Here is a 23409-nt window from a genome sequence, read left to right as displayed (position 1 = left end):
GACGACTGTTGACGTATCGCCTTTGCCGTTTGCTGACTTAGGCGAGCAGAGTCGCCGGGTCGACATACTCCAGGCCGTGCGCCTCGGCGACCTCGCGGTAGACCACCTTGCCGTCATGGGTGTTGAGGCCCTTGGCCAGCGCGGGGTCGCGGCGCAGCGCCTCGACCCAGCCGCGGTCGGCCAGCTCGACGATGTAGGGCAGCGTGGCGTTGGTGAGCGCGTTGGTGGAGGTGTTGGGCACCGCGCCCGGCATGTTGGCGACGCAGTAGAAGACCGAGTTGTGCACCTTGAAGGTCGGCTCGGCGTGCGTGGTCGGGTGCGAGTCCTCGAAGCAGCCGCCCTGGTCGATCGCGATGTCGACAAGGACACTGCCCGGCTTCATGCGGGAGACCAGCTCGTTGGTGACCAGCTTCGGGGCCTTGGCGCCCGGGATGAGCACCGCGCCGATGACCAGGTCGGCGTCGAGGACGGCCTTCTCCAGCTCGAAGGAGTTGGACATGACGGCCTTGACCTTGGTGCCGAAGATCTTGTCGGCCTCGCGCAGCTTGTTGATGTCCCGGTCGAGCAGGGTCACGTCGAAGCCCATGCCGACGGCGATCTGCGTGGCGTTCCAGCCGGAGACGCCGCCGCCGATGACGACGGCCTTGGCGGGGGTCACGCCGGGCACGCCGCCGGGCAGCACGCCGCGCCCGCCGTTGGGGGCCATCAGGTGGTAGGCGCCGACCTGCGGGGCGATCCGGCCCGCGACCTCGGACATCGGGGCCAGCAGCGGCAACGCGCGGTTGGGCAGCTCGACCGTCTCGTAGGCGATGGCGGTGGTGCCGGACTCGACGAGCGCGTCCGTGCACTCCTTGGAGGCGGCCAGGTGCAGGTAGGTGAAGAGGGTCTGGTCCTTGCGCAGGCGGTGGTACTCCTCCGCGATCGGCTCCTTGACCTTCAGGAGCAGGTCCGCGGTGGCCCAGACCTCGTCGGCGGTGTCGAGTATCCGCGCACCGGCCGCGACGTACTCCTCGTCGGGGATGGAGGAGCCGACGCCGGCGTCGTGCTCGACGACGACCTGATGACCGTGGCGCACCAGCTCGTGCACGCCGGCGGGGGTGATGGCCACCCGGAACTCGTTGTTCTTGACCTCGCGGGGGATGCCGACCTTCACGTGGATCACGGTCCTTGGCTCAGAGGATGGGCTATTACAAGGCATACCCGCTCATGCGCGGGCACACCGGGTCAGACCGCAGGAGAACGTGCGGCAGAGCCAGTTTAATGAAGGTGTTCCCTCTGTCTAGCCTTTCAAAGCATTAATCTTCCGACGATGCGCTGCGGATTTCGCAGGCGTCCGCGGGATCTTCCCTCAACATCCGCTCGGCCGCGCTCCGCTCCAGCCCGGCCGCCGTGGGGTCGCCGAGCCGGTCGAGCGTGTCGGCGAGCCGCAGGTGCAGGGCGGCCTGGAGCCGGTCGTCCTCGGCCCGGCGGGCCCAGTCGACGGCCTCCCGGCAGGTGCGCAGCGACTCCTCGGGCCGCCCGGCGTACTCCTGGACCCGCGCCAGCTCGGCCAGCGCCCGCGCGTGCGCGGCCACGTCGCCGGCCTTGCGGTACCCGGCGGCGGCCGCGCGCCAGGACCGCACCGCCTCGCCGTAGCGACCGGCGTAGGTGTGGGCGGTGGCGAGCCGGCCGTAGACCCGGGCGGCGTCGGCGCGCTCGTCACGGGCGAGGCGCTGGGCGAGGGCCCGGCCGAACCAGTCGGCGGCGCGGTCGTAGTCGCCCAGCTCCAGGTGGGCGCCGCCGACGGATTCCATCGCGCGTCCGGTCGCGTACGGGTCGTTCGCCTCGCGCCCGGCGTCCAGTGCCGCCCGGTAGCGCACCAGGGCCTCGGCGGTGCGGCCGGTGCGGGCGTCCAGGTCGGCCAGGTTCAGCAGGGCCGCCGCCCGCTCCCGGGGCAGCTCGCGGCGCTCGGCCACGTCGAGGACGAGCCGGTGGATGCCGTACAGGTCGGGTGCCGCGGCCCGGGTGCCGAAGTGGGCCACCATGGCCCGCACCAGCTGGGACATGAGTCTGCGGGCGAGGGTGTCCAGCTCGCCGTCGGCGACCGCGAGGCGGGCCGCGGCCAGCAGGGCGGGGCGCCGGGCGCGCAGCCAGTCGGCGGCGGCCCTCGGGTGCGGGAAGCGCAGGTCGCGCGGCGTGGCGAGGAGCTTCTCGCGGGACTGCGGGCTGTCGGTCTCGGTGACCGCCCGGCAGGACTGGAGCAGCCGCACCGTGCGCTCCAGCATGCGGGCGCGGGCCAGCTGCAGCTCGGCGGGCCGGTCGTGCTTGCGGGCCAGGGCGCTCAGCCGGGCGTGCAGGCACCCGGGGACCGCGTACTCGGGCAGCGGCGAGTCGACGGCGCGCAGCAGTCCGTGGGCGACGAAGTCGTCCAGGGTGGTGCGGGCGCCGCTCACCGAGCAGCCGGCGAGCGCGGAGGCGGTGTGCGGGTCCACCAGGCCCGCCGGGGCGAGGGAGAGCAGCCGCAGCATCCGGGCGGCGGTGCTGGGCAGGGAGGCGTACACGAGGCCGAAGACGCGGCCGAGCGGGCCCTCCTCGTGGCTCTCCGCGTGCACGTGCTTGGCGAGGTCGGCGACGGCCGCCTGGGGGCGGGCCGCGAGCCAGCCGCCGGCCAGGGTCAGCGCGGCGGGCTGGGCCTGGCACAGCTCGACCAGCCGTTCGGCCGCCCGGGGGTCGACGGTGATGCGGACCGAGCCGGTGTGGCGGGACAGCAGCTCCACGGCCGACTTGGTGTCCAGGCCGCCCAGCGTGCACGGGCGGACGTCCGCGATGCCGGTCAGCGGGCCCTCGGCCACGGCGACGGCCAAGCAGTGAGGGGTGTCCGGCAGCAGCGCGTCGACCTGCTCGGCGTCGGCGACGGAGTCGAGCAGGAGCAGCACCCTGCGGTCGGCGAGCGCGGTGCGCAGCGCCTCGGTGAGGTCGTCCTCGTCGGCGCCGGGCGGGGCGGTGCGGTCCAGTTCGGTGAGCAGATCCCGGGCGAGGCGCTCGACGGGGACGCGGGTGCCGTCCGGCTCGCTCAGCCGGGCCCGCAGCACGCCGTCGGGGTAGTCGTCCGCGACCCGCGCGGCCAGCTCCTCCGCGAGCGCGGTGCGCCCCGAGCCGGGCCGGCCCGCGATGAGCAGCACGCGCGCCCGGGGTGCCTTGCGGCCGGAGAGGGTGTCGAGGCCGGCGCGCTCGATGTCCGCGCGCAGCTCCTTCAGCTCCCGGGTGCGGCCCAGGAATCCACTGTCCGCAGCAGGGTCCCGGGACAGTCGTACGCCGTCCGTGTCCACCGCCTGATCCGTCACGGGCCACACTCCCGATCCCACCGCACGCCGGTGCCCGCCGGAAGCCCGGTTCGGGCGTTTGAGAGCCTAGTTCACGCTCTGCGACGTTCCCGGTGGAGCGTGGCGGGCACATCCCCCGATCGGATCAGCCGATGGTCACACCAATGCGCCTGAAGGCGTCCTCAGGCCTCGAAGGGCCGCGCCGGCCACGGCGCCTGGGCCGGACGGAGCGCGTCGAGTCCGTCGCCCTGCTCGGCGGCGACCAGCGAGAGGACGCCCACGACCAGGCAGTTGTTGTGCAGCTCGCCCGCGAGCACCCCCCGGACCAGGTCGGCGACGGGCACCCGCGCCAGCTCCATGTCGGCCTCCTCGTCCTCGACCTCGAAGCGCTCGCCGGCGGCCTCGGACAGGTCCCGGGCGAGGAAGATCCGCACGGCCTCGTCGCAGCCTCCCGGCGTGGTGTAGACGTCGGTCAGCACCCGCCAGTCCTCGGCCTTGACGTGCGCCTCCTCGTACAGCTCGCGCTGGGCGGCGTGCAGCGGGTTCTCGCCGGGGACGTCGAGCAGCCCGGCCGGGATCTCCCACAGCTTCTCGCGGACGGGGTGCCGGTACTGCCGGATGACCAGCACCCGGCCCTCCCCGTCCAGGGCGAGGACGGCGACCGAGCCGGGGTGGACCTGGTAGTCGCGGGACACCACGGAGCCGTCGGGCATGACCACGTCGTCCGTGCGGACCGAGGTCTTCTTGCCCCGGAAGGGGGTCTGGCTGCCCCGGATCTCCCACTCCTCGGGAGTGTCCTTGATCGTGCTGCCCGTCATTGCCTGACCTGCCCTTCCAGACGTACGCGAAAGCCGGGGCCCGCGCCGTTGAATGCGCGCGCCCCGGCCACCGTACAACTGGTGTGTTACTTCGACGTCTTCCGCTCGACCGCGGCCTTGACCAGCCCGGCGAACAGCGGGTGCGGACGGGTCGGGCGCGAGCGCAGCTCCGGGTGGGCCTGCGTGGCGACCAGGTAGGGGTGCACGTCGCGCGGGTACTCGACGTACTCGACGAGCTTGCCGTCCGGGGAGGTGCCCGAGAAGACGATGCCCGCCTTCTTCTCCAGCTCCGCGCGGTAGGCGTTGTTCACCTCGTAGCGGTGGCGGTGCCGCTCCTCGACGTACTCCTTGCCGTCGTAGACCTCGCGGACGATGGAGCCCTCGGCCAGCTTGGCCGGGTACATGCCGAGCCGCATGGTGCCGCCCATGTCGCCCTCGCCGGCCACGATGTCCAGCTGCTCGGCCATGGTGGAGATGACCGGGTGGGCGGTGGCCGGGTCGAACTCGGTGGAGTTGGCGTCCGAGATGCCGGCCAGGTTGCGCGCGGCCTCCACGACGATGCACTGCAGGCCCAGGCAGAGGCCGAGCAGCGGGATCCGGTTCTCGCGGGCGTACTTGATCGCGCCGACCTTGCCGAGCACCCCGCGGTCGCCGAAGCCGCCGGGGATGCAGATCGCGTCGACGTCGCCGAGCTGGGCCTTGGCGCCGGCCGGGGTCTTGCAGTCGTCGGAGGTGACCCACTTGATCTTCACGCGGGCCTTGTTGGCGAAGCCGCCCGCGCGCAGCGCCTCGGTGACCGAGAGGTAGGCGTCGGGCAGGTCGATGTACTTGCCGACGAGCGCCATGGTGATCTCGTGCTCGGGCTTGTGCACCCGGTCGAGCAGGTCGTCCCAGGTCGTCCAGTCCACGTCGCGGAACGGCAGGTCCAGCTTGCGGACGACGTAGGCGTCCAGGCCCTCGGTGTGCACGACCTTGGGGATGTCGTAGATGGAGCGGGCGTCGGGGCAGGCCACCACGGCCGCCTCGTCGACGTCGCACATCAGGGAGATCTTGCGCTTGATCGCGGTCGGGACCTCGCGGTCGCAGCGCAGCACGATCGCGTCCGGCTGGATGCCGATGTTGCGCAGGGCGGCGACGCTGTGCTGGGTCGGCTTGGTCTTCAGCTCACCCGAAGGGCCGATGTAGGGCAGGAGCGAGATGTGGACGACGAACACGTTGTCGCGGCCGACCTCGTGCCGGACCTGGCGGACGGTCTCCAGGAACGGCAGCGACTCGATGTCGCCGACCGTGCCGCCGACCTCGGTGATCACGACGTCGACCTCGTCCGTCGCCATGCGCCGGATGCGGTGCTTGATCTCGTTGGTGATGTGCGGGATGACCTGGACGGTGTCGCCCAGGTACTCGCCGCGCCGCTCCTTGGCGATCACCGTGGAGTACACCTGGCCGGTGGTCACGTTGGCCGAGCCGTCGAGGTCGCGGTCGAGGAAGCGCTCGTAGTGGCCGATGTCCAGGTCGGTCTCGGCGCCGTCGTTGGTGACGAACACCTCACCGTGCTGGAAGGGGTTCATCGTGCCGGGGTCGACGTTCAGGTACGGGTCGAGCTTCTGCATCACGACGCGCAGGCCCCGGGCCTTGAGCAGCATGCCGAGGCTGGAGGCGGTGAGCCCCTTGCCGAGCGAGGAGGCGACACCCCCGGTGACGAAGATGTGCTTGGTCGTCGAGGATTTGGGCGGCATGGCCAAGAGGGGGCTCCCGTGGTCGCGGTCTGGGGTGCGGTGCGTTCGTCCTCCGCCCCGGTCGTCCCGGGTGTCGTCGGCGGCGCCGTCGCTGCGGTTCCGGGGTTCTTCTCCCACCGGTCCACGGGCTACCAGCGTATCAGCGCCTCGGGGCGATGGCTTCCGGCCACCCTCCGCGCACGTCCGGACACGCAGACGGGACCGTCACCGTTTCCTCACCCGGTGGTCACCCGTTCGGCGGACCCGGGTTGCCCGGAGCGGCACACAGATCATCTACGTGCGTCGTATCCTGCTCGGACGTTCGCTGCCGAGCCCGCCCGGCGACACGGCACCACCCCTCGCCCGTCAGCACCGGAACAACGAGAGCTCGTCAGTTCGTTGAGAAACAATTGTCCTTCGAGGCACTCCGTTTGGCCGCACGGCCGGTCGGCTGCTTTGCTTCATGGCTCAACGAGGCATGGCGCGCAGGACAGACGCCTCGACACACAATCCCTGACACACACCCCTGACCCCACCCTTGACCGCTGACCGCACTAGCGACCGCCCCCATGCGGGGTGACGTGGCCGTTCGACTGGAGTTGCACGTGGCCGGGCGCATCGAAGACTACGCACTCATCGGAGACATGCAGACCGCTGCCCTGGTCTGCCGGGACGGCACAGTCGACTGGCTGTGCCTGCCCCGCTTCGACTCGCATGCCATCTTCGCCGGCCTGCTGGGTACCGGGGAGCACGGTTTCTGGCGGCTCGGCCCCGCCTACGCTCCCGGCGCCGAACCGCCCACCTCGGCCCGGCGGACCTACCGCGGCGACTCGCTGATCCTGGAGTCCGAGTGGGACACCCCGCGCGGCACCGTCCGGGTGATCGATTTCATGCCGCCGCGCGACGGCGCCCCGCAGCTGATCCGGATCGTGGAGGGCGTCTCCGGCCGGGTGCCGATGCGCTCGGAGCTGCGGATGCGGTTCAGCTACGGCCGGGTGGTCCCCTGGGTGCACAAGCAGGAGGGGCGCACGGTGGCCGTCGCGGGCCCGGACTCCGTGTGGTTCGACACGGAGGCGGAGACCTACGGCAAGGCGCTGACCACGTACGCGGACTTCACGGTGGCGCCGGGTGACCGGGTGGCGTTCACGATCTCCTGGGAGCCCTCGCACAAGGAGGCGCCGGCGCTGCCGGAGCCCGAGCAGTCGCTGGTGGCCACCGAGGACTTCTGGCGCGACTGGGTCGGGCACTGTACGTACCACGGCCCCTACCGGGAGGCCGTGGTCCGCTCCCTGATCACGCTGAAGGCGCTGACGTACGCCCCCACCGGCGGCATCGTCGCCGCGCCCACCACCTCCCTGCCGGAGGACATCGGCGGCGTGCGCAACTGGGACTACCGCTACACCTGGCTGCGCGACGCCGCGATCACCCTGTCCTCGCTGCTGCGCACCGGCTACCGCGAGGAGGCCCGGGCCTGGCGCGAGTGGCTGCTGCGCGCGGTCGCCGGCGACCCCGAGAACCTGCAGATCATGTACGGCATCGCCGGCGAGCGGGAGCTGGGCGAGGCGGAGCTGGACTGGCTGCCGGGCTACGAGAACTCGACGCCGGTCCGGGTCGGCAACGGCGCGGCGCACCAGCTCCAGCTAGACGTCTACGGCGAGGTGACCGAGGCCCTGCACCTGGGCCACATGACCGGCCTGGCCCGCAACGACTACGCCTCGGTGCTCCAGCTGAAGCTGATCCGCTACCTGGAGGACCACTGGCACGAGCCGGACGAGGGCATCTGGGAGGTGCGCGGCCCGCGCCGCCACTTCGTGCACTCCAAGGTGATGGCCTGGGTCGCGGTCGACCGCACCATCAAGCTGATCGAGTCCGGCGACGCGGACGGCCCGCTGGAGCGCTGGAAGCAACTGCGCGACGACATCCACCGGGACGTGTGCGAGAAGGGCTACGACAAGGAACGCAACACCTTCACGCAGTCCTACGGCTCCCAGGAGCTGGACGCCTCCCTGCTGCTGATCCCGCAGATGGGCTTCCTGCCGCCGGACGACAAGCGGGTCATCGGCACCATCGAGGCGATCCAGCGCGAGCTGTCCACCTCGGACGGCTTCATCCTGCGCTACCCGACGGACGGCAAGGACGAGGGCGTCGACGGTCTGCCCGGTGACGAGGGCGCCTTCCTCGCCTGTTCCTTCTGGATGGCCGACGACCTGGCGATGATCGGCCGCGTCGACGAGGCCCGGAAGCTCTTCGAGAAGCTGCTCTCGCTGCGCAACGACCTCGGCCTCCTCGCCGAGGAGTGGGACCCCCGCCTGCAGCGCCAGGTCGGCAACTTCCCGCAGGCCTTCAGCCACGTGCCGCTGATCGACACGGCCCTGAGGCTGACGGCGAGCGGCGCGTACGGCGGCTGACAGGACACCGGCCCCGCCGCCGGGAGTCCGTGCCGTCGCGGGGAGTCCGGTGCCCGCACCGGGAGCCCGTGCCGGCGGCTGCCCGTGCTCGTGGTCCGCTCAGGGCGCCAGTGCGGTCAGGGTCCGTTCGCCGCCCGGGTCGCCGGCCGTCGCCGGGACCAGGGCGATCTCGTCCAGGCCCGCCTGCGCGTAGGCGTCCATCCGGGCCCGTACGGCGGCGACGTCGCCGATCAGTCCGACGGTGGCCGCGGCCTCTTCCGGCAGCGCACGCAGGAGGGTGTCCGCGTCGGCTCCCGTGCGCGCCAGCGCGACCGCGTCGCCGAAGCCGGACTCCTCGAACACCTCGCGGTAGCCGGGCACCGTGAGGTAGCCCACGACGCTGCGCTTGACCTGGGCGAGCGAGGCGGGGTCCGGGTCGACGGCGGCGGGCACCCACGCGGCCAGCGCCGGCGGGGTGCGCCCGGCCGCACCGGCCGCGGCGAGCAGCTTGGCGCGCAGGGCGCGGACCTGCCCGGGCGAGACCACGTCGAGGAGCATGCGGTCGGCGTACCGGGCGGCGACGGAGATCGCGCGGTCGCCGAAGGCCGCCACCGTGAGCGGACCGCCCGGCGGCCGGTGGCGGCGCGGGAAGGCGCTGCCGGGCACGACGGGCTCGCCCGGCGCCCCGCGGAGGAGGTCCCGGACCGCCGCGGCGGTCGCCTCCAGCACGGCCGCCGGACGCTCCCGGGCCCGGCCGTGCACGCCCTCGACGACCCGTTTGCTGGACGTGCCCAGCGCCACGCCGACCGGGCGTCCGGTGACCGCGGCCACCGAGGCGGCACCCCGCGCGATGCCGTGCGGGTCGCGCACCGACACGGCGACCGGCCCGGCGGTGAGCGCGATCCGCCGCGTGCCCGCCCCGGCGGCCGCGGCCAGGACGAAGGCGTCCCAGGTCGGCCCCTCCCCCAGCCACACCTCGGGGTATCCCAGCCGGTCGGCCTGTTGCGCCACCCGCAGGGGCTCGTCGAGGGGGCTGGCGTCCTCACGTGCGGCGGCCACGACGGTGATGTCCATGCCCGGTGCCCTACCCAGCGGGCGCCCGCCGACCCGGCGGAGGCCGGGCGGATGTCCCGGAGGGGGCCGCGCCGGGTAGCGTCCGGCTCATGGACAGCGGCACGAACAGCGGATTCGACACGCAGGGCGCCGGGATCACCGTCCGCCGGGCCCTGGAGCTGCCCGGCCTGCGCAGCGGACTGCCGGAGATCCTCGCGGGCGCCGACCGCATGCAGCGCACGGTGCGCTGGGTGCACGCGGGTGAGGTGCCCAACATCGCCTCGCTCCTCAAGGGCGGCGAACTGCTGCTGACCACCGGGTACGGCCTCGGCACCCGTCCCGCCGAGCAGCGGGCGTTCGTGCGCACGCTGGCCGAGCGCGGCATCGCGGCGCTCGTCGTGGAGCTGGGCCCGCGCTTCACCCGGCTCCCGGCGGCCCTGGTCGACACGGCCCGCACGGCCGGGCTGCCGCTGGTGCAGCTGCACCGCGAGGTGCCGTTCGTGACGGTCACCGAGGAGATCCACACCGAGATCGTCAACGGCCACTACGCGCTGCTCCAGCGGGCCGAGGAGGTGCACCGCCGCTGCACCGAGGCCCTGCTGGGCGGCGGCGGTGTCCCCCAGGTCCTCGCCATCCTGGCCGACTTCGCCGGCAACCCGGTCTTCCTGGAGACCACCGACGGCCGCCTGCTGTACGCCGCCGGCTCCGGTCCCGAGGGCGCCGACCCCCTCCAGGTCTGGGAGGGGCTGCGGGGCCCGCACAAGGACGCGCCGCCCCCGGCGGGCTCGGTCCTCGTGGACGTGCCCGGCGGCGGCCCCGGCACCGGGTCGGTCCGGGCCCGCCTCGTCCTGCTGCCGGTACGGTCCGCGCCGGCGCCGGTGCACCGGATGGCGGCGGAGCGGGCGGCGGGCATCCTCGCCGTGGTGCTGATGCAGGCACGGCAGGAGGAGGAGCTGGCGGCGCGCGGGCGGGGCGACTTCCTCACCGACCTGGCCGAGGGCCGGATCAGCGCGGAGGACGCCCCGGCGCAGGCCCGGGTCCTGGGCTTCAAACCGGGTTCGGGACCACTGCTGCCGGTGGTGATGCGGCTCGGCGACGCCCTGTCCCCCGCGGGCGGCGGCTGGGCGGTGCTGGCGCGCGCGGTCGCCGAGGAGCTGGCCTCGGTGGGGGTGCCGGTCCTGCTGGGCGTGCGGCCGGTGGAGGGCCGGGTCCCGCTGCTGCTGGGGCTGCGCTCGGAGACGGAACGGACGGCGGTCGCCGACCGGGTCGCCGCGGCGCTGCGGGCGGGCGTGGAACGGGCCGGGATGCAGCGCCCGGGAGCGCAGCCGCCGGTCGTGGTCGTCGGGGTGTCCGGCGGCTGGGCGGCGGCCTCGGCCGGCCTCAGGCACGCGGCCGAGACGGCGGCCGCGGCGCAGGGCCTCACCGACCGGCCCTGGTACGACGCGCGGCGCCTGGACATCGACCTGCTGCTGTGGCGGCTGCGGGACCACCCGGACCTCGCGGCGTTCGTGGACCGGGCGATCGGCCCGCTGCGCGACCACGACGACCGCTCGAAACCGCCCCTGCTGCCCACCCTCCAGACGTATCTGGCCCACGCCGGCCGCAAGGCGGAGACGGCGCGCGAACTCCACCTCAACCGGCAGACCCTCTACAACAGGCTGGCCAGGATCGGGGAGTTGCTGGGCACGGACCTCGACGACCCGCAGACCGTACTGGCGTTGAGCCTCGCCCTGCGGGCCCGCCGGCACGTGCCGTAGCGGACGCTCCCGGGCGGGCGGGGCCCGGAGGCGGATGCCTAGAGCAACGGCGTGGGCTGCGTCAACTCGTCGTAGATGCTCAGCACCTGGGCGACGGTCTCGTCCTCGGTCGGCCAGGTGGCCGCCTGCCGTGCGCCCCGCTCCCGCAGCTCCTCCCGCCGCGCCGGGTCGGCGAGCAGGCGGACCACGGCCTCGGCGAGGGCCCGCGCGTCCCCCGGCTCCACCAGTTCGGCGGCGTCGCCGACCAGCTCGGGGATGCCGCCGACGGCACCGGCGACGAGCGGCACGCGTGCGTGCAGTGCCTCCTGGGCGAGGACCGATCGCCCCGGCTCCCGGCGGCTCGGCAGCAGCGCCAGGTCGGCCGCCGCCAGCAGGTCGGGCACGTCGTCGCGACTGCCGGCGAGCACCACCGGCAGTGCCTCGCCCTCGATCCGCCCCTGCAACTCCCCGCGCAGCGGCCCCTCCCCGGCGACCACGACCAGCGGCGCGGGGTCGAGGCGGCGCCAGACGCGCGCGGCGTCGAGCAGTACGTCGTACCCCCGGTGCGGCTCCAGGGAGCCGACGGCGACCAGCAACGGGCGGTCGATGGCGCCCAGTTCGGCCCGAACCTTGGGCCGCAGCCGGTCGGGGTCCTCGTCCCCGGCCTGCCGTGCGGGCCGGGCGGGGAGCGCGACGGGGCCGAGGCGGGCGTCCCGCGCACCCGTCCGCCGCGCCCCGTCGACCAGCTCCGAGGTGGCGCCGAGCACGACGGCGGCGGCCTTCATCACCCGCCGCTCCAGCACGCGCAGCAGTTGGCCGCGGGCCCCTTCGGCGTGCACCCGGTCGTGCCAGGTGACGACGAGCGGGGTGCGCACGCGCCGCCCGCCGAGCGCCAGGGCGGCCCGGAAGGAGGCGTGCAGTCCGTGCGCGTGCACCAGGTCGGCCTGCGCGCACACCGTCCGCAGCGCGGCCACCGAGACGGGGTCGCTGCTGCGCGGCACGTGCACGTGGTCGGCCCCGGCGCCGGTGAAGTCGTAGGTGCGCTCCGCATCGAAGGGGGCGCACACCGTCACCTTCACGCCCCTCGCGACGAGCCCCGCGGCCAGTGAGCGCACGTGCGCGCTGCTGCCGGCGTTGCCGCCGCCCAGCACCTGCACGGTGCGCAGCGGCGCCTGGCCGTGCGGTGGGTGGCTGCTCACGGGGGTCACCTGGCCGCGGCTCCTGGTTTCGGCGGGGGACGGTCACGAAGAACGTACAGAAGGATGGTGCGGACGGGGCGCGCCGGGCGGATTCCGGTGCGCCGCTCCGTCAAGGATGCCAGGCCGCACGGGTGTTCCGGGAACGACGACCGCCACGACCGGACGCCCGACGGGACAACGACACGGAACCACCTCACCCGTACGAGTGAAGGTCACGCCGTCGCCCCCGGCTCTTCCGCGGCGTACGGCCGAAAACTGGCGACGCGCGCCCGCCCGAACGCCGGAGTCCTACCGGTCGGCCCGGGCCGTCTCCAGCAGTTCCTCCGCGTGGGCGCGGGCCGTCTCCGAGTCCTCCTGGCCGGCGAGCATCCGGGAGAGTTCCCGGACGCGTTCCTCGCCCTCCAGGACCTTCACCCCGGAGCGGGTGACCGAGCCGTCGTTCGTCTTCTCCACCAGCAGCTGCCGGTCGGCGAACGCGGCCACCTGAGGCAGATGCGTGACGACCACGACCTGCGCGCTCTTCGCCAGCCGCGCCAGCCGCCGCCCGATCTCGACCGCCGCCTTGCCGCCGACCCCGGCGTCGACCTCGTCGAAGAGGTACGTCGGCACGGGATCGGTGCCCGCGAAGACGACCTCCACGGCCAGCATCACGCGGGACAGCTCACCGCCGGACGCGCCCTTGGCGATCGGCCGCGGCGGCGCGCCGGGGTGCGGGGCGAGCAGCAGCTCCACCTCGTCGGCGCCCGACGGCCCGTAGGCGACCGTCCGCCCGCCGACCTCGACGCCCTCCGGGTCCTCGGTCTGCCGGATCGCGAAGGACACGCGCGCGTGGGGCATGGCGAGCGACGCCAGCTCGGCGGTCACCGCGGCGGCGAACCGCTCGGCGGCCTCGGTCCGCGCGTCGGTCAGCGCCTGGGCGAGCCCGCCCAGTTCCGCCCGGAGCGCGTCCCGCTCGGCGGTCAGCTCACCGATCCGCTCGTCGTCCCCGTCCAGCTCCGTCAGCCGCGCCGCACTCTGCTCGGCCCAGCTCAGCACGGCGGCGATGTCCTCGCCGTACTTCCGCGTCAGCGCGGTCAGCGCGGCCCGCCGCTCCTCGACCGCCGCGAGGCGCAGCGGGTCGGCGTCCAGGTCGTCGGCGTACCCGGCGAGTTCCCCGGCCACGTCGCGCAGCAGGATGCCCACCTCGCCGATCCGCTCGGCGAGCGCGGCCAGCGCCGGGTCGTGGGACCGTACGGCGTCCAGGGCCCGCTGCGCGCCCGCGACGAGCGTGGCGCCGTCCACGCCCTCGGGGTCCTCCGGGTTGCCCGCCAGGGCGGCGTGGGCGGCCGTGGCGGCCGACGCCAGCGCCTCGGCGTGTCCCAGCCGCTCCGCCTCCTCCGCCAGCTCCACGTCCTCACCGGCGCGCGGCTCGACGGCCGCGATCTCGTCGAGGCCGTAACGCAGGAGATCGGCCTCCTGGGCGCGCTCACGCGCGCGCGTGGTGATCTCCTCCAGCTCACGGGTGACGGCCCGCAGCCGCCGGTAGGCCTCCGCGTACTTGGCGAGCGGCCCGGCGACCGCGTCGCCCGCGTACCGGTCCAGTGCCTGCCGCTGCCGGTTCAGCTTCAGCAGCCCCTGCTGGTCGGTCTGCCCGTGCACGGCCACCAGCTCGTCGGCCAGCTCGGCGAGCATCCCGACCGGCACCGACCGCCCGCCCAGATGCGCGCGCGAGCGCCCCTCGGCGGACACGGTACGGCTGATCAGCAGCGCCCCGTCGTCCAGCTCGGCCCCGGCCTCCTCGGCCCGGACGGCGGCCGCGGCGTCGCCGGGCACGGCGATGCGCCCCTCGACGACCGCGTTCTTCGCCCCGATCCGCACGAGCGCCGCGTCCGCGCGTCCGCCCAGCAGCAGGCCCAGGCTGGTGACCACCATGGTCTTGCCGGCACCCGTCTCACCGGTGACAGCGGTGAACCCGGGCGACAGCTCGACCACGGCGTCGTCGATGACCCCGAGCGACCGTATCCGCATCTCCTCAAGCACGGACACGACCTTACGAGGTCCGAGCCCGGGAGTGCGACCGGCCCGCCCTTGTCACCCAGGGGAGTGGACGCGCCCCTTCAGGGGCGCGGGGAACTGCGCGACCAGCCACGGACCACCCGCAGCCGGGCCACAACAGAACCACCCCTTCGAGACCGCTAATGCGGCGCCCCGCGCCACCCGGACACCGGCAACGCGAACTTCGCCACCAACCGGTCCGTGAACGACGCATGGTGCAACCGAGCCAACCGCACCGGCACCGCCCCCCGCCGCACCTCCACCCGCGCCCCCGGCGGCAGCTCCACCGTCCGCCGCCCGTCGCACCACAGCACCCCCGGAGGGACGTGCGGCAGCACCTCCACCGCGAGCACCGAGTCCGGCGAGGTCACCAGCGGCTTCGCGAACAGCGCGTGCGCGCTGATCGGCACCATCAGCAGCGCCTCCACCTCGGGCCACACCACGGGGCCCCCGGCCGAGAAGGCGTACGCCGTCGACCCGGTCGGCGTCGACAGCACGATCCCGTCGCAGCCGAACCCGGTGACCGGCCGGCCGTCGATCTCCAGCACGACCTCCAGCAGCTTCTCCGCGCCGGCCTTCTGCACGGCCGCCTCGTTGAGCGCCCAGTCGGTGTGCACGATGTCGCCGTTGCGGTGCACGACGACGTCGACGGTCATCCGCTCCTCGACCTCGTAGGCCCGGCTCACCACCCGGTCGACCACCTTGTCCAGGTCGTCGCGCTCGGCCTCCGCGAGGAAGCCGACCCGCCCGAGGTTGACGCCGAGCATCGGCACCCCGGAGGCGCGGGCGAACTCGGCGCCGCGCAGCAGCGTGCCGTCACCGCCCAGCACGATCAGCAGCTCGCACCCGTCCAGGCACTGCGGAGTGGCCTCGCCGACCAGCTCCACCTCGCCCGGCAGCGGCAGGTCGCGGGCCTCGGCCTCCAGGACCCGCACTCCGAGCCCGGCGTTCAGCAGCCCCTTGACCACCAGCTCGGCGCTGCGGACGGCCGCGGGCCGCCCGGTGTGGGCGAGCAGGAAAACAGTACGCGCTCGGTTCTGTGTCAACGCGGCCCCTCCGCCACTGCACGGTCAACGTCGGCCGGGTCCAGTTCTCCGGCCCCGGCCCGCAGCCACAGAAAGTACTCGACGTTCCCGGAGGGACCCGGCAGCGGACTGGCGGTGACCCCCTTCACCCCGAGCCCCAGCTCCCAGGCCCGGTGTGCGACGCCGCGCACGGCCTCGGCCCGCAACTGCGCGCTGCGTACCACTCCCCCGCTGCCGAGCCGTTCCTTCCCGACCTCGAACTGCGGCTTCACCATCATCACCAGGTCGGCGTCCGGCCGGGTGCACCGCACCAGCGCGGGCAGTACCAGCCCGAGCGGGATGAAGGACAGATCCCCCACGACAAGGTCCACCAGCTCCCCATCGATCGCTTCCGGCGTCAACTCGCGTACGTTCGTACGGTCCTTGACGGTGACGCGTTCATCCTGCTGGAGACTCCAGGCGAGTTGTCCGTATCCGACGTCCACCGCGACGACGTGCGCGGCACCCGCCCGCAGCAGTACGTCGGTGAAGCCGCCGGTGGAGGCACCGGCGTCCAGGGCCCGCCGGCCCTCGACGACCAGGCCCCGCGGCACGAACGCCGACAGCGCCCCGGCGAGCTTGTGGCCGCCGCGGGAGACGTAGTCGGGGTCGCTGTCGTCGGCGGTCACCACGATCGCCGCCGCGGTCTCGACCTGCGTGGCGGATTTGGTCGCGACGGTCTTGCCGACGGTGACCCGCCCGGCGGCGATCAGCTGGCTCGCGTGCTCGCGCGAGCGCGCCAGCTTGCGGCGCACCAGCTCCGCGTCGAGACGGCGGCGTGCGACTCCTGCCACGTTCGGTTCAGCTCCTGCGGTCGTACGGTGATGGCGGCGGGGGCGCCGGAGGTCCCGGGCGGGCGTCGAGCGCGGTCAGCGCGTCGCGCAGCCCCCGGTGTACATCCTCGTACACCTCGACATGTCCGTCCGTGGTCAGGTGGTCGGCGTCAGCCAGCCGGGACAGCCGGGCGTCCACCTCGGCGTTCCCGGTGGGGGTGCGCGGTACATCAAGGGGGGCGGGGGCGGCGGGGTCGCGCTCCGGTGCGTGCGCCTCGGCCGCCTCCCCGTCGGTCTCCCGTGCCTCCGGCTCCGGTACTGCGTCGCTCATGCCCCGACGCTACCGCGTGGCGCTGGGGTACGGTCGGTCCCGATGGCGACGACTGAGGAGTGCCGTGCCGCACTCGACAAGCTCTCTGACAACATGCGCGGTGCCGAGGGGGACGTGCGGTCGGCCACGGAGCTGGACCGCTCGGTGAGCTGCCACATCACCGACCTGGACGTCACCTTCGCCGGTCGCATGGCGGACGGCCGCATCGAGGTGCGCGAGACCCTCGCGGGGCCACCGCGCGAGAAGGCCGAGATCAGGCTGGCGATGACCGGCGACGACCTGGTGGCCCTGGTCGCGGGCGAACTGAACTTCGCCAGGGCCTGGGGCTCGGGCCGGGTGAAGCTGGAGGCTGGCCTGCGCGATCTGTTCCGGCTCAGGAAGCTCCTGTAACGGCCGCGTCCACCGGCTTGGTACGCCCCTTGCGGGCGGCCGGCACCACCAGCGGCGTACCCGTCTCCGGGTCGTCGATGACCTGGCAGCGCAGCCCGAAGACCCGCTCGACCAGGTCGGCGGTGACGATGTCCTTCGGCGCGCCCTCGGCGATGACCTGCCCGTCGCGCAGGGCGATGAGGTGGGTGGCGTAGCGGGCGGCGTGGTTGAGGTCGTGCAGCACGGCCACGAGGGTGCGGCCCTGCTCCTCGTGGAGTTCCGCGCACAGGTCGAGGACGTCGATCTGGTGCTGGATGTCCAGGTACGTCGTCGGCTCGTCGAGGAGCAGCAGCGGGGTCTGCTGGGCGAGCGCCATGGCGATCCACACGCGCTGGCGCTGTCCGCCGGAGAGTTCGTCGACGTAGCGGTCGGCCAGCTCGGCGATGCCCGTCTGGGCCATCGACTCCTGCACGACCCGCTCGTCCTCGGTCGACCACTGGCGCAGGATGCCCTGGTGCGGGTAGCGGCCGCGGCCGACGAGGTCGCCGACCGTGATGCCGTCCGGCGCGATGGAGGACTGCGGGAGCAGGCCGAGGGTCCTGGCGACCTGCTTGGCGGGCATCGACTGGATGACCGATCCGTCGAGCAGCACCCGGCCCTGGCTCGGCTTGAGCATCCGCGACAGGGCGCGCAGCAGGGTGGACTTGCCGCACGCGTTCGGGCCGACGATCACGGTGAAGGAGTTGTCGGGTATCTCCACCGACAGCTTCTCCGCGATGACCCGCTGGTCGTAGGCGAGGGTGACGTTCTCGGCGGTCAGGCGGTTCACGTTGCTGTTGCTCCTTTGGTTGTCCGACCCGCTGCGGTGGCCGGTGCGGGCGCTCATATCCGGCCCGCCTTGCGCTCGGTGACCAGCAGCCACAGCAGGTAGACGCCGCCGAGGACGCCGGTGACGACGCCCACGGGCAGCTGGTCGGCGCCGAAGACCCGCTGCGAGATCCAGTCGGCGCTGACCAGGAGGGCGGCGCCCATGCACAGGGACGGCAGCAGGTTGGGCCCGGGCGAGCGGGTCAGGCGCCGGGCGAGCTGCGGCGCGGTGAGCGCCACGAAGCTGACCGGTCCGGCGGCGGCGGTGGCCGCGGCGGTGAGCAGCACGGCGGCCACCATCAGCAGGGCCCGCACCCGTTCGACGCGCACCCCGAGGGCGTACGAGACGTCGTCGCCCATCTCCATCATCCGCAGTGCCCGTCCGTTGGTGAGCACAAGCGGCACGAGCACGGCGCACAGCGCGAGCAGGGGCCAGACCTGGTCCCAGTCGCGGCCGTTGAGCGAGCCGGTCATCCAGACGACGGCGCGGGAGGCGTCGACGATGTCGGCGCGGGTGAGCAGGTAGCCGTTGACCGCCGTGACGATCGCGGACACGCCGATGCCGACCAGGACCAGCCGGTATCCGTGCACACCCCGCTTCCAGGCGAGCAGGTAGATGGCGAGACCGGTGACCAGGCCGCCGACGAGCGCGCCGACCGTGACCTGCGCCGAGCTGCCGGAGAACAGGACGATCATGACGAGCGCCCCGGCCGTCGCCCCCTGCCCGAGGCCCAGTACGTCCGGGCTGCCGAGCGGGTTGCGGGAGATGGCCTGGAAGAGCGCCCCGCCGACCCCGAGCGCGGCGCCGACCAGCAGTCCGACCAGGACCCGCGGCAGCCGCAGCTCGTTGACGATGAACTCCTGCCCGGCGTTGCCCTGGCCCACCAGGGTCTTCAGCACGTCGGCGGCCGGTATGTCGAAGTCGCCGGTGCCGATCAGCAGCACGCTCGCGGCGAGCGCGAGGAGCAGCAGCAGGACGACGACGACCACGGCACGGACGTCGAGGCGCAACGACAGCCCGCCCGGGCTGCGCACGGCTCGGTTGCTCTTCAGAATCCTCACGGCCTTCCCGGTCTCGCCGGTCTTCGCGGTCTCGCCGGTCTTCGCGGTCTTCCCGGACTTCACAGCTGGGCCGTCCTCCGCCGTCGTACGAGAAAGATGAAGACCGGCCCGCCGAGAACGGCGGTGACGATGCCGACCTGGAGTTCCGAGGGCCGCGCGACGATCCGGCCGAGGACGTCCGCGCCCAGCAGCAGCACCGGGGACAGGATCGCCGCGTAGGGCAGGATCCACCGCATGTCGGGGCCGGTGAAGGAACGGACGATGTGCGGGATCATCAGACCGACGAAGACGATCGGCCCGCAGGCCGCGGTCGCGGCCCCGCACAGGACGGTCGCGGCCAGCATGGACAGCGCCCGGGTGCGGTTCAGGTTGGCGCCGAGGGCCTTGGCGGTGTCGTCTCCCATCTCCATCGCGTTCAGCGGCCGGGCGAGCGCGAGGGCGAGGACCGTGCCCACCACGAAGAAGGGCAGCACCTCCCTGATGGTCCCGGACGTCGCCGAGGCGAGCGAACCCACCGTCCAGAAGCGCATCCTGCCCAGCGCCGCGTCGTCCATGATCATCACGGCCTGGAGGTAGCCGAAGAGCGCCGCGCTGATCGCGGTACCGGCCAGCACCAGCCGCACCGGCGTGGCCCCCCGGCTGCCGCCCAGGAACCAGACCAGCGCGCCGACACCGGCCGCACCCGCGAAGGCGAACCAGACGTACCCCGTCAGCGAGGTGACGCCGAAGAAGGTGATGCCCGTGACGACGGCCGCCGAGGCGCCCGCGTTGATGCCGAGCAGTCCGGGATCGGCCAGCGGATTGCGGGTCAGTGCCTGCAGTACGGCTCCCGCGAGGCCGAGGGCGGCGCCGGCCAGCAGGCCGAGGACGGTGCGCGACAGCCGTTCGCCGACCACGACGTCGCCGTAGGTGCCCGAGTCGTGGAAGAGACCGTGCCACACCTGCGCCAGGGACAGGTCCTTCGCGCCGACGGCGATACTCGCCAGCACGATCAGCACCAGGACCGCCACGGAGACGGGCAGCCCCGCGGCACGCAGGACACGGCGCTTGGCGGGCGGCGCGGGAGCGGTCTCCGCGCGCTGTTCGGGAGGACTGTCGACCAACACGCAGTTAGGTTAGCCTACCCTGCCATTTGCTCACGATTCCCGAGCCTTCCCGAGGCGGCCCCCGGCCCGGCACACACCGGCCCGCGACCGGGGGCCTTCCCGGAATCCCGCCTCACAATCCCAGCCGCGCCAGCGCCTTCCCCGAGTCCAGCCCGCAGCCCCGCTCCCCGCCCGCCGTCCAGGCCGCCGCGCACAGCGCCCGCAGCCCGTCCAGCGCCGTGCCCTCGCCGTCCAGGTCCAGCCGCTCCCCGCCGGCCGTCGCGGTCCAGCCCCCGCAGCGGAAGCCGCCCTCCGCGTCACCGGTGACCTCGGGCTGCCCGGTGAGGAGCCCGCGCAGATCGGCGTCGACGTACGTCGGCCGGTGCCGCGGCGGCGCCGCCAGCAACTGCGCCCCGTCGGTCACGCCGGTCAGGACGAGCAGCGAGTCGACCTCCCCGTTGAACGCCCCCTCGATGTCCGTGTCCAGCCGGTCACCCACCACCAGCGGGCGCCGGGCGCCGGTCCGCAGGATCGTCTCCCGGTGCATGGGCGGCAACGGCTTCCCCGCGACCTGCGGCTCGGCACCGGTCGCGATCCGCACCACCTCCACCGCCGCGCCGTTGCCCGGGGCGATCCCCCGGGCGCCCGGGATGGTCAGGTCGGTGTTGGAGGCGTACCAGGGGACGCCTCGCGCGATCGCGTAGCAGGCCTCCGCGAACCGGCCCCACGGCAGCTCCGGGCCGCCGAACCCCTGCACCACGGCCGCCGGATCGTCCTCGGCCGACTCCACGGGCACCAGACCCCGCTCACGCAGCGCCACGCGCAGCCCTTCACCGCCGATCACCAGCACCCGCGCCCCCGGGGCCAGCTGCTCGGCGATCAGCCGGGCCACCGCCTGCGCGGAGGTGATGACGTCCTCGGCCCCCGTCGGTATGCCCAGCTCGGTCAGGTGCGCGGCCACCGTGTCCGGTGTCCGGAGCGCGTTGTTGGTCACGTACGCCAGCCGCATGCCGCCGTCGCGGGCCGCGGCGAGGGAGTCGACGGCGTGAGCGATCGCGTTCCCCCCGGCGTACACCACGCCGTCCAGGTCGAGCAGCGCCGTGTCGTAGGCCTCACTCAGGCCCCGCCCACTGCCCTCGGGCCTCGTCCTGACGCTCCGGCTCATTCCGCATCGCTCCTCGTTCGTCGCCTTTCCCCCGATCATCCCCCATGCCACTGACACACGTACGATGCCGGGATGAACTCTGCAGGTCACCCGGAAGCAACGGCGCGCCGGGGCCTGGAACTCACCCCGTTCCGAGGCCTCCGCTACGACCCCGACCGGGTCGGCAGCCTGGCCGCCGTGACCTCTCCCCCCTACGACGTCGTGGTCCGCCCCGACGGCCTGCTCCACCTCGAGTCCGCCGACCCCCACAACATCGTCCGGCTGATCCTGCCGCAGGCCGCCACGCCCGAGGCGCGCAACGAGCAGGCCGCCCGCACCCTGCGGCGCTGGACGACGGAGGGCGTCCTGACCCCCGACCCCCTGCCGGGCCTGTACGTCTACGAACAGCGCGACCGTGAAGGCATGCTGCAGCGCGGCATCATCGGCGCCGTGCGCGTGTCCGACCCCGCCGAGCAGGTGGTCCTGCCGCACGAGGACGTCATGCCCCACGTGGTCGCCGACCGCGCGGCCCTCATGCGGGCCACCCGGGCCAACCTCGAACCGCTGCTGCTGACCTACCGCGGCGACGGCGCGGCGCCCGCCACCACCGCCCTCGTGGAACACACCGCCGAACAGCCGCCGCTCCTGTCCACGACGACGGAGGACGGCTACTGCCACCGCCTGTGGTCGGTCACCGACCCGGACACCCTGGCCCGCGTCCGGGCCGAACTCTCCCGGCACCAGGCCCTCATCGCCGACGGCCACCACCGCTGGGCCACCTACCGCACCCTCCGCGCCGAACACCCTTCGCCCAGCCCGTGGGACCACGGCCTGGTCCTCCTGGTCGACACGGCCCGCTACCCGCTCCGCGTCCGCGCCATCCACCGGCTGCTGCACGGCGTCCCGGTGCACGACGCCCTCGCCGCCCTGGACGGCCACTTCCGTGTCCGCCGCCTCGACACGCCCCGGGACGGCTCGCTGGAAACCCTGGCCAAGGCCGCCGACGCGGGCAACGCCTTCCTCCTCGCCGGCGACGGCGCCTTCCACCTCGTCGACCTGCCGGACCCCGGCCTGCTGGCCCGCACGGTCCCCACCGACCGCCCCGAGGCCTGGCGCACCCTGGACGCCACCGTCCTGCACGCCACGCTCCTCGCCCACGTCTGGCACGTCCCCGACGACTCGGCGGCCCACATCTCCTACATCCACGACACGGCGGCCACCGTCGAGAAGGCCGAACGCGACGGCGGTACGGCGGTGCTGATGCACCCGGTCCGCGAGGAGGTCGTCCGCGAACTGGCCCGGCAGGGCGTCACGATGCCCCGCAAGTCGACGTCCTTCGGCCCGAAACCGGCCTCGGGCCTGGTGCTGCGCACCCTCGACGCCTGACCGGACCGGCCACACGCCGAAAGGGGCGGGCCCGTGAACCGGGTCCCGCCCCCTTCGACACGCCGTCAGGCGCCGTCAGTCCTTCTCGCCGTCCTCGGCGGAACGGCTGCTCTCCCCGGCGCCCTCCGGCTCACTCTCGTCCAGGGCGTCCATGAACTCGACGCCGTCCAGCTCGGCGAGCCGGTCCGAGGCGTCCGTGCTGCCGTCCCGGTCCGACTCCACGGCCTTCGCGAACCACTCCCGCGCCTCCCGCTCCCGGCCGGCCGCCAGCAGCGCGTCGGCGTAGGCGTACCGCAGCCGCGCGGTCCACGGCTGCACGGAGTTGGAGGCCAGCTCGGGGCTCTGCAGCGTCACGATGGCCGCGTCCAGCTGCCCCATGTCCCGCCGGGCACCGGCCGCCACGAGGCGCATCTCGACCTGACCGGCCTTGTCGAGCTTGTGCACCTCGGGGGCACCGGCCATGTCCAGCGCCTTCTCCGGCCGGCCGAGCCCACGCTCGCAGTCGGCCATGACCGGCCACAGCTCCACCGACCCGGTCATCCGCCGCGCGGCCCGGAACTCGGCCAGCGCCTCGCCGTACTTCTGGTTGGCGTACGCGGCGAACCCGGCCGCCTCCCGCACGGCGGCGACCCGGGACGCCAGACGCAGGGCCACCCTGGAGTAGCCGTACGCGGCCTCCGGGTCCTCGTCCAGCAGCCGCGCCACCATCACCAGGTTCCGGGCGACGTCCTCCGCGAGCGTCTTGGGCAGACTCTGCAGCTCCTGCCGCACGTCCTTGTCGATCTCGTCGCCCGTGACCTCCTCGGGGATCGGCAGCCGCTTGATCGGCTCGCGGTCCCGGTCACGGTCCCGCTCCTCACGGAACCGGCCACCGCCGCCACCGTGCCGGTCGTCCCGTCCCCGGTAGCCGCCGGGCCGCCCGCCGCGGTCGTCACGACGGGGCCCACGGCCACCGCGGTCGTCACGCCCGCGGAACCCACCGCGCTCGCCACGGTTGTCGTCCCGCCGGAAACCACCGCGGTCGTCGCGGCGATCGTCGCGGCGGTCATCACGCCGGTCGTCCCGGCGGAACGAAGAAGGATCC

Annotated in this window: 19 protein-coding genes; 4 read left to right on the top strand and 15 right to left on the bottom strand. The window is 73.7% G+C overall.

Annotated elements, in window-relative coordinates; translation table 11 throughout:
- Nucleotides 1-37 precede the first annotated feature (37 nt).
- The 4 genes from ald to pyrG form a co-directional block, all read right to left on the bottom strand.
- Entirely contained in the window at nt 38-1153 is a 1116-nt protein-coding gene (gene ald / locus K7854_RS29065) for an alanine dehydrogenase (RefSeq protein WP_226029565.1), read from the bottom strand.
- A 142-nt stretch (nt 1154-1295) separates the two neighbouring features.
- On the bottom strand, nt 1296-3323 hold the full coding sequence (locus K7854_RS29060; RefSeq protein ID WP_226029526.1) for a tetratricopeptide repeat protein: 2028 nt from the start codon (nt 3321-3323) through the stop codon (nt 1296-1298).
- A 161-nt stretch (nt 3324-3484) separates the two neighbouring features.
- Nucleotides 3485-4120: an NUDIX domain-containing protein gene (locus tag K7854_RS29055; RefSeq protein WP_226029525.1), complete on the bottom strand. Its 636-nt coding sequence runs from the start codon at nt 4118-4120 to the stop codon at nt 3485-3487.
- A gap of 86 nt (nt 4121-4206) precedes the next feature.
- Nucleotides 4207-5856, bottom strand: a complete 1650-nt coding sequence (pyrG, locus tag K7854_RS29050) for a CTP synthase (RefSeq protein WP_226029524.1) — start codon at nt 5854-5856, stop codon at nt 4207-4209.
- A gap of 584 nt (nt 5857-6440) precedes the next feature.
- On the opposite strand from pyrG, the gene K7854_RS29045 reads away from it, so the two are divergent.
- On the top strand, nt 6441-8243 hold the full coding sequence (locus K7854_RS29045) for a glycoside hydrolase family 15 protein (protein WP_226029564.1): 1803 nt from the start codon (nt 6441-6443) through the stop codon (nt 8241-8243).
- A gap of 99 nt (nt 8244-8342) precedes the next feature.
- On the opposite strand, the gene K7854_RS29040 is transcribed toward K7854_RS29045, so the two are convergent.
- A complete protein-coding gene (locus K7854_RS29040; RefSeq protein ID WP_226029523.1) occupies nt 8343-9296 on the bottom strand; it encodes an LLM class F420-dependent oxidoreductase in 954 nt (317 codons plus the stop codon).
- Nucleotides 9297-9385: 89 nt separating this feature from the next.
- On the opposite strand from K7854_RS29040, the gene K7854_RS29035 reads away from it, so the two are divergent.
- On the top strand, nt 9386-11032 hold the full coding sequence (locus tag K7854_RS29035) for a PucR family transcriptional regulator (protein WP_226029522.1): 1647 nt from the start codon (nt 9386-9388) through the stop codon (nt 11030-11032).
- A gap of 38 nt (nt 11033-11070) precedes the next feature.
- Here K7854_RS29035 and K7854_RS29030 read toward each other — a convergent pair whose 3' ends face one another.
- The 5 genes from K7854_RS29030 to K7854_RS29010 all read right to left on the bottom strand — a co-directional run bounded on the left by K7854_RS29030 (nt 11071) and on the right by K7854_RS29010 (nt 16412).
- A complete protein-coding gene (locus K7854_RS29030; RefSeq protein WP_226029521.1) occupies nt 11071-12219 on the bottom strand; it encodes a glycosyltransferase family 4 protein in 1149 nt (382 codons plus the stop codon).
- Nucleotides 12220-12498: 279 nt separating this feature from the next.
- A complete protein-coding gene (gene recN, locus K7854_RS29025; protein WP_226029563.1) occupies nt 12499-14217 on the bottom strand; it encodes a DNA repair protein RecN in 1719 nt (572 codons plus the stop codon).
- A gap of 167 nt (nt 14218-14384) precedes the next feature.
- The gene (locus K7854_RS29020) at nt 14385-15290 is read right to left on the bottom strand and encodes an NAD kinase (RefSeq protein WP_127895512.1); all 906 of its coding nucleotides are present in this window, start codon (nt 15288-15290) and stop codon (nt 14385-14387) included.
- Nucleotides 15287-16102: a hemolysin gene (locus K7854_RS29015; protein ID WP_226029520.1), complete on the bottom strand. Its 816-nt coding sequence runs from the start codon at nt 16100-16102 to the stop codon at nt 15287-15289. Before K7854_RS29015 ends, K7854_RS29020 begins: the two co-directional genes overlap by 4 nt.
- A gap of 7 nt (nt 16103-16109) precedes the next feature.
- The gene (locus tag K7854_RS29010; protein ID WP_226029519.1) at nt 16110-16412 is read right to left on the bottom strand and encodes a hypothetical protein; all 303 of its coding nucleotides are present in this window, start codon (nt 16410-16412) and stop codon (nt 16110-16112) included.
- A gap of 42 nt (nt 16413-16454) precedes the next feature.
- Between K7854_RS29010 and K7854_RS29005 the strand changes: the two genes are divergently transcribed.
- Nucleotides 16455-16802, top strand: coding sequence for an SCP2 sterol-binding domain-containing protein (locus K7854_RS29005; RefSeq protein WP_226029518.1), 348 nt, complete (start codon nt 16455-16457; stop codon nt 16800-16802).
- On the opposite strand, the gene K7854_RS29000 is transcribed toward K7854_RS29005, so the two are convergent.
- From K7854_RS29000 to K7854_RS28985, 4 genes are all read right to left on the bottom strand, one after another.
- Nucleotides 16786-17667 carry an ABC transporter ATP-binding protein gene (locus tag K7854_RS29000; RefSeq protein WP_226029517.1) on the bottom strand — a complete coding sequence of 294 codons (882 nt, stop codon included), beginning with the start codon at nt 17665-17667 and terminating at the stop codon, nt 16786-16788. The two genes, K7854_RS29005 and K7854_RS29000, sit on opposite strands and share 17 nt — an antisense overlap.
- Nucleotides 17664-18701: a FecCD family ABC transporter permease gene (locus tag K7854_RS28995; RefSeq protein ID WP_226029562.1), complete on the bottom strand. Its 1038-nt coding sequence runs from the start codon at nt 18699-18701 to the stop codon at nt 17664-17666. The genes K7854_RS29000 and K7854_RS28995 overlap by 4 nt, the downstream gene beginning before the upstream one ends.
- 68 nt (nt 18702-18769) lie before the next feature.
- Complete coding sequence (locus tag K7854_RS28990) at nt 18770-19816, bottom strand: FecCD family ABC transporter permease (protein WP_226029516.1); 1047 nt, start codon at nt 19814-19816, stop codon at nt 18770-18772.
- Nucleotides 19817-19928: 112 nt separating this feature from the next.
- Complete coding sequence (locus K7854_RS28985; RefSeq protein WP_226029515.1) at nt 19929-20960, bottom strand: HAD hydrolase-like protein; 1032 nt, start codon at nt 20958-20960, stop codon at nt 19929-19931.
- 72 nt (nt 20961-21032) lie between these two features.
- Between K7854_RS28985 and K7854_RS28980 the strand changes: the two genes are divergently transcribed.
- Nucleotides 21033-22325 carry a DUF1015 domain-containing protein gene (locus tag K7854_RS28980; RefSeq protein ID WP_226029514.1) on the top strand — a complete coding sequence of 431 codons (1293 nt, stop codon included), beginning with the start codon at nt 21033-21035 and terminating at the stop codon, nt 22323-22325.
- A 75-nt stretch (nt 22326-22400) separates the two neighbouring features.
- Here K7854_RS28980 and K7854_RS28975 read toward each other — a convergent pair whose 3' ends face one another.
- Nucleotides 22401-23141: a tetratricopeptide repeat protein gene (locus K7854_RS28975; protein WP_226029561.1), complete on the bottom strand. Its 741-nt coding sequence runs from the start codon at nt 23139-23141 to the stop codon at nt 22401-22403.
- Between the last annotated feature and the right edge of the window lie 268 nt (nt 23142-23409).

The sequence above is a fragment of the Streptomyces hyderabadensis genome (assembly GCF_020404845.1).
In the GTDB taxonomy this organism is placed as follows: domain Bacteria; phylum Actinomycetota; class Actinomycetes; order Streptomycetales; family Streptomycetaceae; genus Streptomyces; species Streptomyces hyderabadensis.
Note: the sequence above shows the minus strand (reverse complement) of the source record. Positions and strands in the feature narration are given on the sequence as shown.

Bases quoted from the DNA above. Each gene is read 5' to 3' on its own strand.
- K7854_RS28980 (WP_226029514.1), top strand. From the start codon at position 21,033: ATGAACTCTGCAGGTCACCCGGAAGCAACGGCGCGCCGGGGCCTGGAA.
- K7854_RS29035 (WP_226029522.1), top strand. From the start codon at position 9,386: ATGGACAGCGGCACGAACAGCGGATTCGACACGCAGGGCGCCGGGATC.
- K7854_RS28985 (WP_226029515.1), bottom strand. From the start codon at position 20,960: ATGAGCCGGAGCGTCAGGACGAGGCCCGAGGGCAGTGGGCGGGGCCTG.
- recN (WP_226029563.1), bottom strand. From the start codon at position 14,217: ATGCGGATACGGTCGCTCGGGGTCATCGACGACGCCGTGGTCGAGCTG.
- pyrG (WP_226029524.1), bottom strand. From the start codon at position 5,856: ATGCCGCCCAAATCCTCGACGACCAAGCACATCTTCGTCACCGGGGGT.
- K7854_RS29000 (WP_226029517.1), bottom strand. From the start codon at position 17,667: ATGAGCGCCCGCACCGGCCACCGCAGCGGGTCGGACAACCAAAGGAGC.
- K7854_RS29010 (WP_226029519.1), bottom strand. From the start codon at position 16,412: ATGAGCGACGCAGTACCGGAGCCGGAGGCACGGGAGACCGACGGGGAG.
- K7854_RS29040 (WP_226029523.1), bottom strand. From the start codon at position 9,296: ATGGACATCACCGTCGTGGCCGCCGCACGTGAGGACGCCAGCCCCCTC.
- K7854_RS29055 (WP_226029525.1), bottom strand. From the start codon at position 4,120: ATGACGGGCAGCACGATCAAGGACACTCCCGAGGAGTGGGAGATCCGG.
- K7854_RS29005 (WP_226029518.1), top strand. From the start codon at position 16,455: ATGGCGACGACTGAGGAGTGCCGTGCCGCACTCGACAAGCTCTCTGAC.